Genomic DNA, 15,712 nt, shown 5'->3' with positions numbered 1-15,712 from the left:
TGGCAGGGTCGGGGCCATGAGCTCAACTGCCACCGATGCCAGCGCGACCTCGGCGTACCGCGCCGCCCGTGACCAGCTGCTCTCGCTCCGCGGCGACCACGCCCGCGCCGCCGACGAGTTCACCTTCCCCGACGTCGGCGACCGGTGGAACTGGGGCGTCGACTGGTTCGACGCCGTCGCCCGCGGCAACGAGCGCGCCTGCCTGACGATCGTCGAGCAGGACGAGTCGGTCGCGTCGTACTCCTACGACGAGATGGCCCGGCGCTCCGACCAGGTCGCCGCGCACCTCTCGGCGCTGGGCATCGGTCGCGGCGACTCCGTCGTGCTCATGCTCGGCAACCAGGTCGAGCTGTGGGAGTCGATGCTCGCCGTCATCAAGCTCGGTGCGGTCGTCATGCCGACGACGACGGCCGTCGGTCCCGGCGACCTGCTCGACCGGATGGAGCGCGGACGGGCCCGGGCCGTCATCACCAACGCCTCGGAGGCGCACAAGCTCGCCGACGTGCCCGGCGACTACGTACGCGTGGCCGTCGGCGGCGCCGACCCCGCCGACCCGGCGGGCGAGGCCACCTCGGGCTGGGTGGACCACGCGGCGGCATACGCCCTCGACGCGGGCCCGACGGAGCACCCGGGCACCGGACCCGACGACCGGATGCTGCTCTACTTCACCTCGGGCACGACGAGCCGGCCCAAGCTCGTCGAGCACACGCAGCGCTCCTACCCCGTCGGTCACCTGACGACGATGTTCTGGATCGGCCTGCAGCCCGGTGACATCCACCTCAACATCAGCAGTCCCGGCTGGGCCAAGCACGCGTGGTCCTCGTTCTTCGCGCCGTGGGCCGCGGAGGCCACGGCGTTCGTCTACAACTACACGCGGTTCGACCCGGCCGCGCTGCTGCGCGTGCTGCACGCCCACGAGGTCACCTCGGTCTGCGCCCCGCCCACCGTGTGGCGGATGCTCATCACGAGCGACCTCGGGGGCCGGCCGGGCGCGCTGCGCGAGGTCATCGGCGCCGGCGAGCCGCTCAACCCGGAGGTCATCGCCCAGGTCGAGAAGGCCTGGGGCCTGACGATCCGCGACGGCTACGGCCAGACCGAGATGACGGCGGCCGTCGGCAACACGCCCGGCTCGGTGGTCAAGCCCGGCTCGATGGGCCGGCCGCTGCCCGGCTGCCCCGTCGTCGTCGTCGACCCGCTGACGAACGAGCTCGTCACCGAGTCCGACGCGCAGGGCAACCGCGAGGGCGAGATCTGCCTCGACCTCGCGCAGCGCCCGGTGCCGCTCATGACCGGCTACCAGGGCGACGAGCAGCGCAACGCCGATGCCATGGCCGGCGGTTTCTACCACACCGGCGACGTCGCCTCGGTCGACGCCGACGGCTACATCTCCTTCGTCGGCCGCACCGACGACGTCTTCAAGGCCAGCGACTACAAGATCAGCCCGTTCGAGGTCGAGTCGGTGCTCATCGAGCACCCCGCCGTGGCCGAGGCGGCCGTCGTGCCCGCGCCCGACCCGGTGCGGCTCGCCGTGCCCAAGGCGTACGTCGCGCTCGCCCCGGGCCACGAGGCGGGCGAGGACGTGGCCCGCTCGATCCTCGCGCACGCGCGGGCCAGGCTCGCCCCGTGGCAGCGGGTGCGGCGCCTCGAGTTCTACGAGCTGCCCAAGACGATCTCGGGCAAGATCCGCCGCGTCGAGCTGCGCGGCCGCGAGACCGAGCTCGACGCCGCGGGTGCCGACCGGCCCGCGGGCGAGTGGCGCGACGACCAGTTCCCGGAGCTCAGGGGCTGACGGTCGCCCGGCCGGGAGGGGCGTCCGTCGGGGCACTCGTCGAGCCGTCCGACGCGCCGCCTGTCGACCCGTCGGGCGCCGGCAGGGTGCGCACCGACGTCTCGTCGATGCGGCTGCAGATCCGCTTGGCCGGGTCGGGCGAGTCCTGTCCGGGCCGGCTGACCGTGCTCGCCACGGGTCGGTAGGGGTCGATGCGCGCACCGCTGATGACCTGCACGCTGTCGTAGGCGGGGCGGCCCTCGAGGAGGTTGCGGAACGAGTAGCGGGTCAACGACGTGAGCTCGCACGACGTGCCGAACTGGGCGATGTCGAAGGCGTACGGCTGGCCGTCGAGCTCCTGCCCGGAGCCCTCGGCGTAGTGCGAGACGACCCCGCCGCCTGTGAAGGTGCCGACCTGGATCCGGTTGCCCTCGATCGACGGCGTGTGCATGTGACCGTTGACGAGGATCCGTCCGCGCTCGACCTGCTCGGCGGCATACGGCTCGTGGGTGACGACGACGTCGGGCTCGGGCTGGTCGGCGAGCGTCGCGTTGTAGCGCTCGGCGGCGGGCCTCGCCTTGGCCGTCGGGTCGGCGTTGTCGTCGCCGAAGTAGCGCGGGTCGTTGAAGCCGGTGATCCGCAGGCCGTGGAAGCTCAGCTCGCGCAGCGCGCCCGCGGCGTCCTCGAGGAGCACGACGTTGGGGATGCGGCCGAGGCGCGCGACGACGGCCCGGTCGGTCGGCGACGACTGGTCGTGGTTGCCGCTCGTGAAGACGTAGGGCACCCCGAGCGAGGCGATGGAGCGGTAGATGTCCGCGGCGTCGCCCTCCTGCACGCGCCCGAAGTTGACGAGGTCACCGCTGTCGACGACGGCGTCGATGTCCTCCTCCTCGATGATGGTGCGCATCAGGGCGTACTGGTTGGCGCCGTGGATGTCGGAGACGAGCAGGAGGCGCGCGGCCACCGGCTCGTCGACGTTGCCGGCGACGTACTTCTGCTGCAGGGCCTGGGTGACGGCGAGCAGGTTGCGGAAGTAGGGGGTCACCTGGCTCGCGCGGGCCTCGACGTCGGCGAGCAGGCCGGCGTTGCGCTGGACGACGCCGAGCACGCCGCTCGTGCGGTACTCGGCGAACCGGTTCGGCTGGTACGTCAGCGCGATGCCGCCGAAGGTGACGGCGGTCGCGACGGCGGTCGCCGACGCGACGAAGACGACGTGGTGGCGGTGCGTCGTGCGCTGGCGGATGTAGTGCGCCGCGAGCGCGAGCAGGACCGCGATGGCGCCCGCCCCGAGCAGGAAGCGGACGCCGACGCCGACGGCCGCCTGCCGGACGGCGTCGGAGATCTCGTCGCCCGACGGCTGGAGCGCCCGGATGTCGACGTTCGGGCGCGTGAAGAGGTTGGTGATCTCCTCGCGCACCGACACCTGCACGTCGAGGCCGGGCGCGACCAGCGGAGAGGCGAACTGGACGTCCACGTCGCCGACGATGGTCGGCGCGTGCAGCACGGGGGAGTGGCGCGGCACGGGGTCGAGGCGCAGCACCGCGCGGTACTGCGACGTCTCGGCCACCGTGGGCGCGAGGTTCGTCGCGGCGACACCGCCGAGGTAGCAGGCCGCGAGGACCGCGAGCCACGAGAGCACCGCGGAGGCGCGGCGTACCCACGGGTTCTCGCCTCCCGCCAGGGCGCCTCCCAGTCGCATTGCCTCACCCTAACCGGCCCGGTACGCGTCACCCCGCGAGCACCGGGCGTTCACCTCGGCATGCTCCGATGGCTGCATCCGCACCGAGGAGGAGCCATGGGTCCGCGCCGCAGGGCAGCCGTCGTCGCGTCGTCGGTCGGGTATGCCGTCCTGCTCCTGCTCGGGCCGCGCGTGCTCGGCGCGTGGGCGGGTGGGGTCGTGCTCGTCGTGAGCCTCGGCCTCGGCTTCGCCTGGCTGCTCCTCGTCGTCGCGCCGTGGGCGGCGCAGGGTCGCGGCCGTACCCTGAGGCGGTGAGCCTCGAGCACCGACCCGACCGGATCATCCTCGTGCGCCACGGCGAGTCCGAGGCCAACGTCGACGACACGATCTACGAACGGGTGCCCGACCACCGGATCGGTCTGACCCGCAAGGGTTTCGAGCAGGCCCGGATCGCCGGGGCGCGGATCCGAGAGGTGCTGGACGGCGCGCCCGCGGAGGTCTACGTCTCGCCCTACCTGCGCACCCGCCAGACGCTCGAGGCGCTCGAGCTGCCGGTCGCCGACCGCGACGTGCGGGTGGAGCCGCGCCTCCGGGAGCAGGACTGGGCCAACTTCCAGGACCCCGCCGACATCGCTGCGGAGAAGGAGCTGCGCGACCGCTACGGCCACTTCTTCTACCGCTTCACCCACGGTGAGTCCGGCGCGGACGTCTACGACCGGGTCTCGACGTTCCTCGAGTCGATGCACCGCAACTTCGAGACGCCGGCCGCGCCGCGGAACGTCGTCGTCGTGACCCACGGGCTGACGATGCGGCTGTTCTGCATGCGCTGGTTCCACTGGAGCGTCGAGTACTTCGAGTCGCTCGACAACCCGGGCAACGCCGCCAGCGTCGTGCTGCGCAAGCAGGCCGACCACCACTACCGGCTCGAGCAGCCCTTCACCCAGTGGGACCCGGGCGTGGTGCCGACCGAGCGCGAGCGGTCGAGCTGGCTCTGAGGGCCGGCCGCACCGCGGCGGCGACCTAGAGGTACTGGCCGGTGGGCCCGGCGTCGCCCGGGTGCGGCTCGCCCGGCTGCAGGCCGTGCGGGGTGCCGTAGGACGCGCCGGGGCCGGGCGGCAGGGCCCGCATCTGCTGGAGCTGCTGCTGCGCGGCCATCTGCTGCGCGACGAGCGCGGTCTGGATGCCGTGGAAGAGCCCCTCGAGCCAGCCGACGAGCTGGGCCTGGGCGATGCGCAGCTCGGCGTCGCTCGGCGACTCGTCGCGGAACGGCAGGGCGATCCGGTCGAGCTCGGCCACGAGCTCGGGCGCGAGGCCGTCCTTGAGCTCGTCGAGGGAGCGGTGATGCACCTCGGCGAGGCGCCGACGCCCGGCCTCGTCGAGCGGGGCATTGCGCACCTCCTCGAGCAGCTGCTTGATCATCGAGCCGATGCGCATCACCTTGGCAGGCTCCTCGACGAGGTCGGCCGGGTTGGTGCGCTCGCGGGAGCGCTCGTGCTCCTCGTGCGACTCGCCCGACCCGTCCCGCTGCTGCGCCTCGGGGTTGCCACCCCGCTCGCCGTCATTGGGGCCGGCGACCCCCATGCCGTTGGGGGTCACCACGACGATGCGCGGGTCGTCGCCCATGGCGGTGTCGCTGCCCGGTCCCTGTCGGCTCACGTCGTCGCTCATGCGCCCCATCCTGCCCCACGGGGACGGGGCCCGTGCGTCCCCCGTCAGGTCGCGCGGGCACCGGGCCGAGGGGGTGTGCCGGCCGGCGGGCTCAGGTGGCCCGCCGCACCACCACGGGGGCCCGCCGGATCGAGACCCAGGCGAGCGCCCCGGCCACGAGGGGCACGAGGACCACCGGGGCCAGGATCTGCAGCCACGGGATGCTGATGATGACGGTGCTGAAGTCCATGCCTCCCTCGGTGTAGGTCGCGGTGATGATGCGGGAGATCGCGATTCCCGGTGCCAGCCCGACGAGGACCCCGAGAACGGCCCCGACGAGCGCGAGGTAGACCGCCTGCGACGCGGCGAGCGCCCGGCGGGTGCGCCGGGTCGCGCCGACGGCCGCGAGGGTGCCGAGCAGCGGAGCGGCCTCGGCCTGCCCGAGCGCCGTCGCGATGAGCGTCGCCACGAGGATGATGAGCGCGATCATGCCGATGGCGATGGCCAGGATGAAGCCGTCCTGACGCTGGTAGCCGCGCTCGACCGTGAAGCCGCCGTCGGGCACGCGCGCCTGGAGCGCGTCGCGGAGAGCGCCTTCCTGTGCCTGGCTGATCGCGGACCTCCCCCGAACCAACGTGGCGCTGTCCGCCGTCGTCACGTCGAGACGGTCGACGGCCGCCGTCGTGAGGAACGCCCCGACCCCGCCGTAGCCGCCGCCGAGCACGCGCATCCACTGCTCGTGGTCGAGCTTCACCACGGGGAAGGTGACGCGGCTCTGCCGGACGCTCGAGCCGACGGCCCTGCCGGTGTCGTCGGTCTTGAAGGAGTAGAGGTACCAGCTGGAGGTGTCGCCGTCGAGCGGGATGTCCACGGGCCTCAGCTGCGCGATGGGTGTGCTCTGCTGCCACTGGGTCGTGACGGCAGGCAGTGCCCGGGCGACGGCGGGGTCGAGCACCGCGAGGCCGCCACCGACGAGGGTGCGCCGCTGCGCGTCGTCCAGCCCGGCGAAGTCGCTGAGCTCGTCGGCGTCGGCGACGACGAGGCCGGACCCCGGGAAGTAGGCCTCGCTGGCGATCGTGGCGCACCGTGGGAGCGCATCCCCGGGCGACGTGGAGCCGTTGGGGTCGTAGGCGATCTGGGGCGCCGTCTGGGCGAAGGAGCAGCCGGGCTGCGCCGCGGCCAGGGCGACCGTCGTGCCGTCCGCACGCGGCATGAGGGTGCGGGGGGTCAGGGAGACCAGGTCGGGATCGGCGGCCCGGACGATCTCCCGCGCCTCCTCCCGCGACAGAGCCTGGGGAGTGTCGATGATGCCCTGGCCCTCGACCAGCTGCGGGGTGTAGGTGCGGGCCCCCCGCTCGGTGTCGGCCTGGAGACCGATGCACACGGTCGCGAGCACGGCCGCGCCACCCATGATCGCGGCGACCGTCGGCGTGGCGCGGCCGCGGTGTCGCCCGGCCTCCCGTGCGGCCATCCGGGCCGGCAGTGGCATGGCGTGGGCGATCCGGGCCACGAGCGAGAGCACGAGCGGCACGATGAGCAGCGACCCCAGGACCGTGAGTGCAGCGCCGCCGAGGTAGACGTAGATGTAGGCGTCGGCAGATCGATAGGAGGCGAAGAGGACGGCGCCGATGCCCACCGCGGTGAGCGCAGCGCCGAGGACCGGCACGCGCCGACGCAGCGGCGCCGACACGTTCTGCCCCTTGAGCACCGACACGATGTCGAGGCGACCCAGGCCGCGGCTCGGCACGAGAGCCGCCACCACGGAGCTGGTGATGCCGGCGACCGTGACGATGAGGACGGAGGACCACGAGACCTGCAGGGGCCCGAAGAAGTGGTCGGGACGGGCACCGTGGATCAGTGAGGCGGCCACCAGGCCGAGGACGAGTCCGGACGCTGCGCCGACGACTGCGGAAAGGACGCCCAGCACGAGGGCCTGGCCCAGGACGGTCCGGCGCAGCTGTGATCGGGTCGCGCCGTTCGAGGCGGCCAGTGCCAGCGAGTGCCGCTGCCGGGCGGCGCTCACGGCGAACGCAGGTCCCGCGAGCATCGTCGTGAGCAGCAGCAGCCCGAAGGAGGCCGCGACGACGACGAAGAGCGCGCTGGAGTCCGAGGGGAGGGTGACGTCCGGTGGCAGCACCATGGTGTCGGGGTTCAGGGCGACGTGCCGACTGTAGGCGCCGACACCGTACGTGTTGAGACGCTCGACCTCGGGCCAGGTCAGCGAGGTGGCCCGTTCGACGAGCCACTGCCGCTCGGTCGCGCCGGTCTGGGGCAGCCCGACGAGTTCTACGGGGTGGACGTCCTGCGCCCCCCAGGACGCGTAGCCCGTGCCGACACCGACGACGGTCACCGAGTGCGGCTCCGAGCGGCCTTCGGGCGTCGGCATCCGCAGCTCGACGCTCCCGCTGCGGGGAAGGCCGGCCGCGAGGCCGAGGTCCGTGACGACGACCTCGTCCGCTGCGCGGGCCCAGCGCCCGGACTCCAGTGACACCTTCGGGGAGAGCGCGGCAGCCGCGGACGAGGCATCGACGCCCATGACCTCCACCCGGAGCGAGCGGTCGTCGACGCGCGCCGTCCCGCTCGACAGCGTGACCGGGTGGACGGCGCCTCCGACCAGACGGCCCAGCGCCCCGGCCTCCTGGCCGGACGCGTAACCCGGGATGACCTTCGCCCGCGGCTCGGTGGCGTCGGGGCCGGTCCCGTACGACGTCCGTGGGTCGACGAGCTGGTGGAGGGCGACGTCGAGCGGGTCGACGAGGTAGCCCTGCGTCTGCCCGAGCTGCAGCGGCAGGCGCTCGGCGGCGTCGACGTCCTCGCTGAACCACAGGGTGCTGCCGGCGGTCAGGAGCAGGACGGGCAGGCCCACCATGACGACGATGAGCAGGCTGCGGCCGCGGTGCCGGCGCACGTCGCGGCTCGCCATCCGGAGCGACACGCGCCAGCCGGCGCGCCAGCGGTCGAGCCGTGACCCGTGCGAGGCGGGCGAGGCGGGGGCCTGGATGCTGGGGAGGCCCACGTCAGTGCGTCCGGGTCAGGAGCGAGTCGGCCGAGTCGGGGGCGCCCGTCTCGTCGACGACGACGCCGTCGCGCAGGAAGACGACCCGGTCGGCCCAAGCCGCGTGCCGCGCCTCGTGCGTGACGAGCAGCCCGGCCGCGCCGGCGTCGCAGCGCTGGCGCAGGATCTTCAGCACGCCCTCGCCCGTGTGCGAGTCGAGGGCACCGGTCGGCTCGTCGGCCAGCACGAGCGAGCGCTCGCCGACGAGGGCCCGGGCGATGGCGACCCGTTGCTGCTGGCCGCCCGACATCTGGTCGGGGTAGCGCTCCGCGAGCTCGCGCAGGCGCAGCTGGTCGAGCGCGTCGAGGGCCTGGCCCCGGGCCCGGCGCACCGACCACCCGTCGAGCTCGAGCGGCAGGCCGATGTTCTCGGCAGCGGTCAGGCTCGGGATGAGGTTGAGGTCCTGGAAGACGAAGCCGATGGAGCGGCGGCGCAGGGCGGCGAGACCCGTGGCGTCGAGCGAGGAGACGTCGATGCCCTCGACGACGACGCGACCGCTCGTCGCGCGGTCGAGGCCGCCGGCGAGGTTGAGCAGGCTCGACTTGCCCGAGCCCGACGGGCCCATGACGGCGACGAGCTCGCCGCGCTCCACGGTCAGGGAGGCGTGGCTCAGGGCGACGACCTCGGTCTCGCCCTCGCCGTGCACGCGCGACACGTCGTCGAGCACGAGCACGGGGGTGGAGGCGGCTCCGGCGGTCACGAGCGGCCCCCCGTCGTGGGGGCGCTCGTCCGCGGCGCGGGCTCGTCGTCGGGGACCGCGGACCGCGCGTCCGCGCGGAGGGGGACTGCCGGCATCCGGCGGAGGGTGGACTCGACGTGGTCGAGCCAGCGCACCTCGGCCTCGGCGGCGAAGAGGAGGTTCTCGAGCACGAGCAGCCAGGCGAGGTCGTGCGCGTCGGGCTCGTCGGACGTGCGGCTCTTGAGCCGGGTCAGGTCACGCAGGTGGCGCAGCGTCGCCGTGCGCTGGGTCTGCACGACGCCCTGGACGTCGACGCCCGGCGAGGTGACGGCCAGGGCCAGCTTGATGACGAGCTCGTCGCGCGGCGTGCTGTCGCGGTCGACGGGGGTCGACCACCACGACGCGATCTCGGCGCGTCCCGCCTCGGTGAGGCGGTAGGCGATGCGACCCTCCTCGTCGCTGCCGCCCACGGGCTCGACGAGACCGTCGCGCTCGAGCCGCGCGAGGGTCGTGTAGACCTGCCCGACGTTGAGCGGCCAGGTGCCGCCGGTGCGTGCCTCGAACTCGCTGCGCAGCCGGGCGCCGTACATCGGCTCCTCGGCGAGCAGTGCGAGCAGTCCTTGCTTGACCGACATCGGCCGACCCCCTGCATACTCGGTATTCCTTGTGGTGAGGGCATGTATACCGAGTATTGCCCGGGTGGGCAAGCCCGAGGACGCGGCGGCGGGTCGAGGTGATTTCTCGCGCCCCGGCGCGGCGGCATACCTCGAACCGCGGGGCTGGGCGGCCGGTCGAGGTGATTTCTCGCGCCCCGGCGCGGCGGCCTACCTCGAACCGCAGGGCTGGGCGGCGGGTCGAGGTGATTCCTCGCGTGCCGGCCTCAGGTGGTGAGCAGGATCTTGCCGATGTGGCCGGAGGCCTCCATCTCGCGGTGCGCCTCGGCGGCGTGCTCGAGGGGGTGGTGCGAGTGGATGACTGGGCGCACGTCGCCCGACTCGACGAGCGGCCACACGTGCTCGCGCACGGCGGCCACGATGGCGGCCTTCTCGGTGGCGGGGCGGGCGCGCAGCGAGGTCGCGATGACGGCGCCGCGCTTGGCGAGCAGCATGCCCATGTCGAGCTCGCCGGTACGGCCGCCCATGAGGCCGATCGTCACGAGCCGGCCGTTGACCGCGAGCGCCTCGACGTTGCGACCGAGGTACTTCGCGCCCATGTTGTCGAGGATGACGTCGGCGCCGTGGCCCTTCGTCAGCTCGCGCAGCCGCTCGACGAAGTCCTCCTCGCGGTAGTTGACGAGGAACTCCGCGCCGAGCTCCCGGCACACGTCGAGCTTGGCCTGGCTGCCCGCGGTGACGGCGACGTGCGCGCCGACGGCCTTGCCGAGCTGCACGGCCATGGTGCCGATGCCCGAGCTGCCGCCGTGGACGAGCAGCACCTGCCCCGGCTGGATGTTCGCGACGAGGAAGACGTTCGACCACACGGTGCAGGCGACCTCGGGCAGCCCGGCGGCGTCGACGAGCGAGACGCCGCTCGGCACGGGCAGCAGCTGCTCGGCCGGCACGACGACGCGCTCCGCGTAGCCGCCGCCGTCGACGAGCGCGCACACCTCGTCGCCGACCGCCCAGCCCTGCACGCCCTCGCCGAGCGCGGCCACGCGGCCGCTCACCTCGAGGCCGGGGTACTCCGAGGCGCCGGCCGGCGGCGGGTAGTGGCCGAGGCGCTGCATGACGTCGGCCCGGTTGACGCCGGCCGCGACGACGTCGACGAGCACCTGGCCGGGCCCCGCCTCGGGGTCGGGCACCTCGGCGAGGACGAGGCTGTCGGCGTCTCCGGGCTCCGGGATCGTGATGGCGCGCATGGGACCGACTCTATTGACCGGCGGCCACCGTGTGCACCGAGACCCCGCCCGCGCGGGCCGGGTCGGGCGTGACGTGCCACACGCGTCCGGCCCCCACGACACGACCGTCGGCGTGGAGCGCGGTGTCCTCGTCGAGGGCGACCGCGCGGGGTGCCAGACCGGCGGCGACGACCGCCACGGCGCGCGAGACGTTGCCCCACTGCGCGGCATGCACGTCGACGGCGCCCGGCACGAGGCCGAGCCCGGGCATGACCGTGACCTCGTCGAGGTCCTCGTTGCTCTCCTCGGGGCAGACGGCGACGCCGTCGAGGCGCCAGCCGCCGATCACGGCGTGGGACCCGGCGACGGCCGCCCCGGCCGAGAAGCCGGCATACGGCATCCCGGCGGCGACGAGCGCGCGGATCCGGGAGAAGGAGGGTGCGAGGGCCGCGTGGTAGCCGGGCGTCGGCCCACCGCCCACGAAGAGCCCGTCGACGCCGTCGAGGGCCGCGGCGTCGAACGCGGCGCCCTCGGGCACGCGCTCGACGACGAGGTCGTGACCGCCCGCGAGGCCGAGCACGTGGCGGTAGCGCTCGTGGTACTCGAGCGACTCCGCGTCGGTGCCGAGCACGACGAGCAGGATGCGCGGGGTGCCGGCGGCGCGACGACCCGCGGCCGCGACGAAGTCGCCGTAGAGCGCGGGGGCGTGCGCGTCTTCCCAGCCGCCGCCGACGAGGTGGACGTCCATGACGAGACCCTAGGCCCGGCGCGCGGCGGCGGTGGGGCTCAGCCGGCGCGCGATGTCGTCGGCGGCGGTGCGGGCCCGTGCCACGAGGTCGGCGACGTGCTCGCCCGTGGCGTCGGTCGTGCGCAGGGTCAGGGCGATCGCCGCGAGCGGGCGGCCGGCCCGGTCGAGCACCGGCACCGCCACCGACGAGAGGTCCGGGGTGACGGTGCCCTCCTCGCGGGCGTGGCCCTCGGCCCGGGTGCGCGCGAGCACGCCGCGCAGCTCGACGAGCGAGCGCGGGCCGCCGCCGCTGCGCTGAACGAAGGAGGCGCGGTCGGGGTAGAGGGCGCGCACCTGGGTGTGCGGCAGGGCCGACAGCATGGCGAGCCCGCTCGCGGTCAGGTGCGCGGGCAGGCGGACGCCGACGTCGGTGACGAGCATCGGCTGCCCCGGCGCGCGCTCCTCGAGCAGGTAGATGACGTCGCGGCCGTCGAGGGTGGCGAAGTGGGCGTTGCGGCCGCACTGGTCGACGAGGCGGCGCATCACGGCCCGCGCCACCCGGGCCAGGGGGGCCTGCCGCTGGTAGGCCGAGCCGAGCTCGTAGGCCGCCGGGCCCAGGCCGAAGCGTCGCTCCTCGACGTAGTGGGTGACGTAGCCGCGGCCGTGGAGCACCTTGAGCAGGTGGTAGACCGAGCTGCGGGGGAGCCCGAGGTCGCGCGCGATGGACGCGGCCGGCACGGGCTCCGCATGGCGCGAGAGGTGCTCGAGGACGTCGAGGGCGTTCGCGGCGGCCGGTGCGTTGGACATCGGGGCGGTCACCTCCGGTGTGGGCGTCGTCGTCTCACATCCGAGACAATTGTCCACCTCGGCGGGCCGTCGCGCCACCCGGGGACCGCTTCCATGGACTCATGCACCTCGTCACCATCGGCACCGGCCCCCTCGAGATCGACGACGTCGTCGCGGTCGCCCGTCACGGCGCGGCCGTCGCGCTGTCCGCGGAGGCCGAGGCCGAGATCGCGCGCAGCCGCGCGGTCATCGAGGCGCTCGCGCACGACACCGTGCCGCACTACGGCGTGTCGACCGGCTTCGGCGCGCTCGCCACGCGCCACATCCCCACCGACCTGCGTGCCCAGCTGCAGCGCTCGCTCGTGCGCTCGCACGCCGCCGGCAGCGGCCCCGAGGTCGAGCGGGAGGTCGTGCGGGCCCTCATGCTGCTCCGCCTCTCGACCCTCGCCACCGGGCGCACGGGCGTGCGCCTCGAGACCGCGAGGGCGTATGCTGCCGTGCTGAGCGCCGGGATTACGCCCGTCGTGCACGAGTACGGGTCGCTCGGCTGCTCGGGCGACCTCGCGCCCCTCTCGCACTGCGCGCTCGCCGTCATGGGGGAGGGCCCGGTGCGGCTCGCCGACGGCACGCTCACCGACGCCAGCACGGCCCTGCGCGACCACGGGATCGAGCCGGTCGTGCTCGCCGAGAAGGAGGGCCTGGCCCTCATCAACGGCACCGACGGCATGCTCGGCATGCTCGCGCTCGCCGTCGACGACCTGCGCCACCTGCTGCGCGTCGCCGACGTGTGCGCCGCGATGAGCGTCGAGGGACTGCTCGGCTCCGACGACGTCTTCGCCGCGGACCTGCACGCCCTGAGGCCCCAGCCGGGCCAGGCCTCCTCGGCCGCGAACATCCGGGCGGTCATGCGCGGCAGTGCGATCCGCGAGTCGCACCGCACCGAGGAGTGCACCCGCGTGCAGGACGCCTACTCGCTGCGCTGCGCGCCCCAGGTGGCGGGCGCGGCCCGCGACACCGTCGACCACGCCGCCCGCGTGGCCGGCTGGGAGCTGGCCTCGGCGGTCGACAACCCCGTCGTGACGCCCGACGGCCGCGTCGAGTCCAACGGCAACTTCCATGGGGCGCCGGTCGCCTACGTGCTCGACTTCCTCGCTATCGTCGCGGCCGACGTCGCCTCGATGTCCGAGCGCCGCACCGACCGCTTCCTCGACCCGGCCCGCAGCCACGGGCTGCCGGCCTTCCTCGCCGACGACCCGGGCGTCGACTCGGGCCACATGATCGCCCAGTACACCCAGGCCGCCATCGTCTCCGAGCTGAAGCGCCTCGCGGTGCCGGCCAGCGTCGACTCGATCCCCAGCTCGGCGATGCAGGAGGACCACGTCTCGATGGGCTGGTCGGGGGCGCGCAAGCTGCGCCGGTCCGTCGACGGCCTGACCCGGGTGCTGGCCGTCGAGCTGCTCACCGCGGCGCGAGGCATCGAGCTGCGCGCCCCGCTCGCGCCGGCGCCCGCCACGGCCGCCGTCGTCGCGGCGCTGCGCGAGAGCGTGCCGGGCGTCGGCACCGACCGGTTCCTCGCCCCGGAGATCGAGTCCGCGGTCGAGCTCGTCCGGTCGGGCCGGGCCCTCGCGGCCGTCGAGGCCGTCACCGGCCCCCTCCGCTGACCCCCCAAACCCCAACTCAACCGTCGAAAGGCCAAAGCGTGTGGGTCATGACCAGTCGATAGGTCGAAGTCTGCGACGCGAAATGGCCTCTCGAACGGCGGGGACCCGCAAAGAGTGGCCTTTCGACGGTGGACCACCCGGCATACCAAGGTTTCTCGCACTCGAAGGAGAGTGACATGGAAGGTGCACGACCCGTCCGCGCAGCGCGTGGGACGACCCTGACCGCGCAGTCGTGGGCCACCGAGGCCCCGCTGCGGATGCTGATGAACAACCTCGACCCCGAGAACGCCGAGCGGCCCGACGACCTCGTCGTCTACGGCGGCACCGGCCGCGCGGCCCGCGACTGGAAGTCGTTCGACGCCATGGTCCGCACGCTCACGACGCTCAAGCAGGACGAGACGATGCTCGTGCAGAGCGGCCGCCCCGTCGGCGTCATGCAGACGCACGAGTGGGCGCCGCGCGTGCTCATCGCCAACTCCAACCTCGTCGGCGACTGGGCGACGTGGCCGGAGTTCCGTCGCCTCGAGCACCTCGGCCTGACGATGTACGGCCAGATGACGGCCGGCTCGTGGATCTACATCGGCACGCAGGGGATCGTGCAGGGCACGTACGAGACGTTCGCCGCCATCGCCGAGAAGAAGTTCGGCGGCACGCTCGCCGGCACCCTGACCCTCACCGGCGGCTGCGGCGGCATGGGCGGCGCCCAGCCGCTCGCCGTCACGATGAACGAGGGCGCCTGCCTCATCGTCGACGTCGACCCGGCCCGCCTGCACCGTCGCGTCGAGCACCGCTACCTCGACGAGGTGGCGACCGACCTCGACGACGCGATCGACAAGGCCCTCGCCGCCAAGCGCGAGCGACGCGGCTGGTCCGTCGGCGTCGTCGGCAACGCGGCCGAGGTCTTCCCCGAGCTGCTCCGCCGCGGCGTCGAGATCGACATCGTCACCGACCAGACGTCGGCGCACGACCCGCTCAGCTACCTCCCCGAGGGCGTCGACGTCGCCGACTGGGCCGAGTACGCCGAGAAGAAGCCCGAGGACTTCACCGACCGGGCGCGGGCCTCGATGGCCAAGCACGTCAAGGCGATGGTCGAGTTCCAGGACGCCGGCGCCGAGGTCTTCGACTACGGCAACTCGATCCGCGACGAGGCCCGCCTCGGCGGCTACGACCGCGCCTTCGAGTTCCCCGGCTTCGTGCCGGCCTACATCCGTCCGCTCTTCTGCGAGGGCAAGGGCCCGTTCCGCTGGGCGGCGCTCTCGGGCGACCCACGCGACATCGCCGCCACCGACAAGGCGGTGCTCGAGCTCTTCCCCGACAACGACCGCCTGCACAAGTGGATCCGGGGCGCGCAGGACCGGATCGCCTTCCAGGGCCTGCCCGCCCGCATCTGCTGGCTCGGCTACGGCGAGCGCGACAAGGCCGGCCTGAAGTTCAACGAGATGGTCCGCACGGGGGAGCTCTCGGCGCCCGTCGTCATCGGCCGCGACCACCTCGACTCGGGCTCGGTGGCGTCCCCGTACCGCGAGACCGAGTCGATGGCCGACGGGTCCGACGCCATCGCCGACTGGCCGCTGCTCAACGCCCTCGTCAACACGAGCTCGGGCGCGAGCTGGGTCTCGATCCACCACGGCGGCGGCGTCGGCATCGGTCGCAGCTTGCACGCCGGCCAGGTCTCCCTCGCCGACGGCACCGACCTCGCCGCCCAGAAGCTCGCGCGCGTGCTGACGAACGACCCCGGCATGGGCGTCATCCGCCACGTCGACGCCGGCTACGACATCGCCGACCGGGTCGCGCACGAGCGCGGCGTCCGCATCCCCATGCAGGAGGGCTGAGGCCGTATGCCGTCCGCCCCCGGTCCGCTCGTCGGGTCGATG

At 73.7% G+C, this 15,712-nt stretch carries 13 protein-coding genes; 5 read left to right on the top strand and 8 right to left on the bottom strand.

The genetic code is table 11. The features are described 5' to 3' along the window. Positions 1–16: 16 nt before the first annotated feature. Positions 17–1,789 carry an AMP-binding protein gene (locus tag ABT295_RS10895; protein WP_352394368.1) on the top strand — a complete coding sequence of 591 codons (1,773 nt, stop codon included), beginning with the start codon at positions 17–19 and terminating at the stop codon, positions 1,787–1,789. Here ABT295_RS10895 and ABT295_RS10890 read toward each other — a convergent pair. Next, a complete protein-coding gene (locus ABT295_RS10890; RefSeq protein ID WP_352394367.1) occupies positions 1,779–3,467 on the bottom strand; it encodes a metallophosphoesterase family protein in 1,689 nt (562 codons plus the stop codon). The genes ABT295_RS10895 and ABT295_RS10890 overlap by 11 nt on opposite strands. Before the next feature lie 96 nt (positions 3,468–3,563). Here ABT295_RS10890 and ABT295_RS10885 point away from each other — a divergent pair, with 96 nt between their 5' ends. Beyond that, complete coding sequence (locus tag ABT295_RS10885; protein WP_352394366.1) at positions 3,564–3,761, top strand: hypothetical protein; 198 nt, start codon at positions 3,564–3,566, stop codon at positions 3,759–3,761. Further along, positions 3,758–4,441, top strand: coding sequence for a histidine phosphatase family protein (locus ABT295_RS10880; protein ID WP_352394365.1), 684 nt, complete (start codon positions 3,758–3,760; stop codon positions 4,439–4,441). The genes ABT295_RS10885 and ABT295_RS10880 overlap by 4 nt, the downstream gene beginning before the upstream one ends. 25 nt (positions 4,442–4,466) lie before the next feature. On the opposite strand, the gene ABT295_RS10875 is transcribed toward ABT295_RS10880, so the two are convergent. The 7 genes from ABT295_RS10875 to ABT295_RS10845 all read right to left on the bottom strand — a co-directional run bounded on the left by ABT295_RS10875 (position 4,467) and on the right by ABT295_RS10845 (position 12,198). Further along, a complete protein-coding gene (locus tag ABT295_RS10875; RefSeq protein ID WP_352394364.1) occupies positions 4,467–5,114 on the bottom strand; it encodes a bacterial proteasome activator family protein in 648 nt (215 codons plus the stop codon). A 91-nt stretch (positions 5,115–5,205) separates the two neighbouring features. Then, positions 5,206–8,109: an FtsX-like permease family protein gene (locus ABT295_RS10870; RefSeq protein WP_352394363.1), complete on the bottom strand. Its 2,904-nt coding sequence runs from the start codon at positions 8,107–8,109 to the stop codon at positions 5,206–5,208. A 1-nt stretch (position 8,110) separates the two neighbouring features. Continuing rightward, positions 8,111–8,848 (bottom strand): ABC transporter ATP-binding protein, encoded by a 738-nt coding sequence (locus ABT295_RS10865; protein WP_502991098.1) that lies wholly within the window; start codon positions 8,846–8,848, stop codon positions 8,111–8,113. Then, positions 8,845–9,462: a PadR family transcriptional regulator gene (locus ABT295_RS10860; RefSeq protein ID WP_352394362.1), complete on the bottom strand. Its 618-nt coding sequence runs from the start codon at positions 9,460–9,462 to the stop codon at positions 8,845–8,847. The genes ABT295_RS10865 and ABT295_RS10860 overlap by 4 nt, the downstream gene beginning before the upstream one ends. A 245-nt stretch (positions 9,463–9,707) precedes the next feature. Further along, positions 9,708–10,685 carry an NAD(P)H-quinone oxidoreductase gene (locus ABT295_RS10855; RefSeq protein WP_352394361.1) on the bottom strand — a complete coding sequence of 326 codons (978 nt, stop codon included), beginning with the start codon at positions 10,683–10,685 and terminating at the stop codon, positions 9,708–9,710. A 10-nt stretch (positions 10,686–10,695) separates the two neighbouring features. Continuing rightward, the gene (locus ABT295_RS10850) at positions 10,696–11,412 is read right to left on the bottom strand and encodes a Type 1 glutamine amidotransferase-like domain-containing protein (RefSeq protein ID WP_352394360.1); all 717 of its coding nucleotides are present in this window, start codon (positions 11,410–11,412) and stop codon (positions 10,696–10,698) included. Positions 11,413–11,421: 9 nt separating this feature from the next. Then, on the bottom strand, positions 11,422–12,198 hold the full coding sequence (locus tag ABT295_RS10845; RefSeq protein ID WP_352394359.1) for an IclR family transcriptional regulator: 777 nt from the start codon (positions 12,196–12,198) through the stop codon (positions 11,422–11,424). Between the two features lie 101 nt (positions 12,199–12,299). Here ABT295_RS10845 and hutH point away from each other — a divergent pair, with 101 nt between their 5' ends. Continuing rightward, positions 12,300–13,838 (top strand): histidine ammonia-lyase, encoded by a 1,539-nt coding sequence (hutH, locus tag ABT295_RS10840; protein WP_352394358.1) that lies wholly within the window; start codon positions 12,300–12,302, stop codon positions 13,836–13,838. A 176-nt stretch (positions 13,839–14,014) separates the two neighbouring features. After that, positions 14,015–15,670 carry a urocanate hydratase gene (gene hutU / locus ABT295_RS10835; protein ID WP_352394357.1) on the top strand — a complete coding sequence of 552 codons (1,656 nt, stop codon included), beginning with the start codon at positions 14,015–14,017 and terminating at the stop codon, positions 15,668–15,670. Positions 15,671–15,712 lie beyond the last annotated feature (42 nt).

Origin of the sequence: Terrabacter sp. NPDC000476, assembly GCF_040300125.1 — a bacterium.
GTDB lineage: Bacteria > Actinomycetota > Actinomycetes > Actinomycetales > Dermatophilaceae > Terrabacter.
This window is presented reverse-complemented; position numbering and strand designations above follow the sequence as displayed.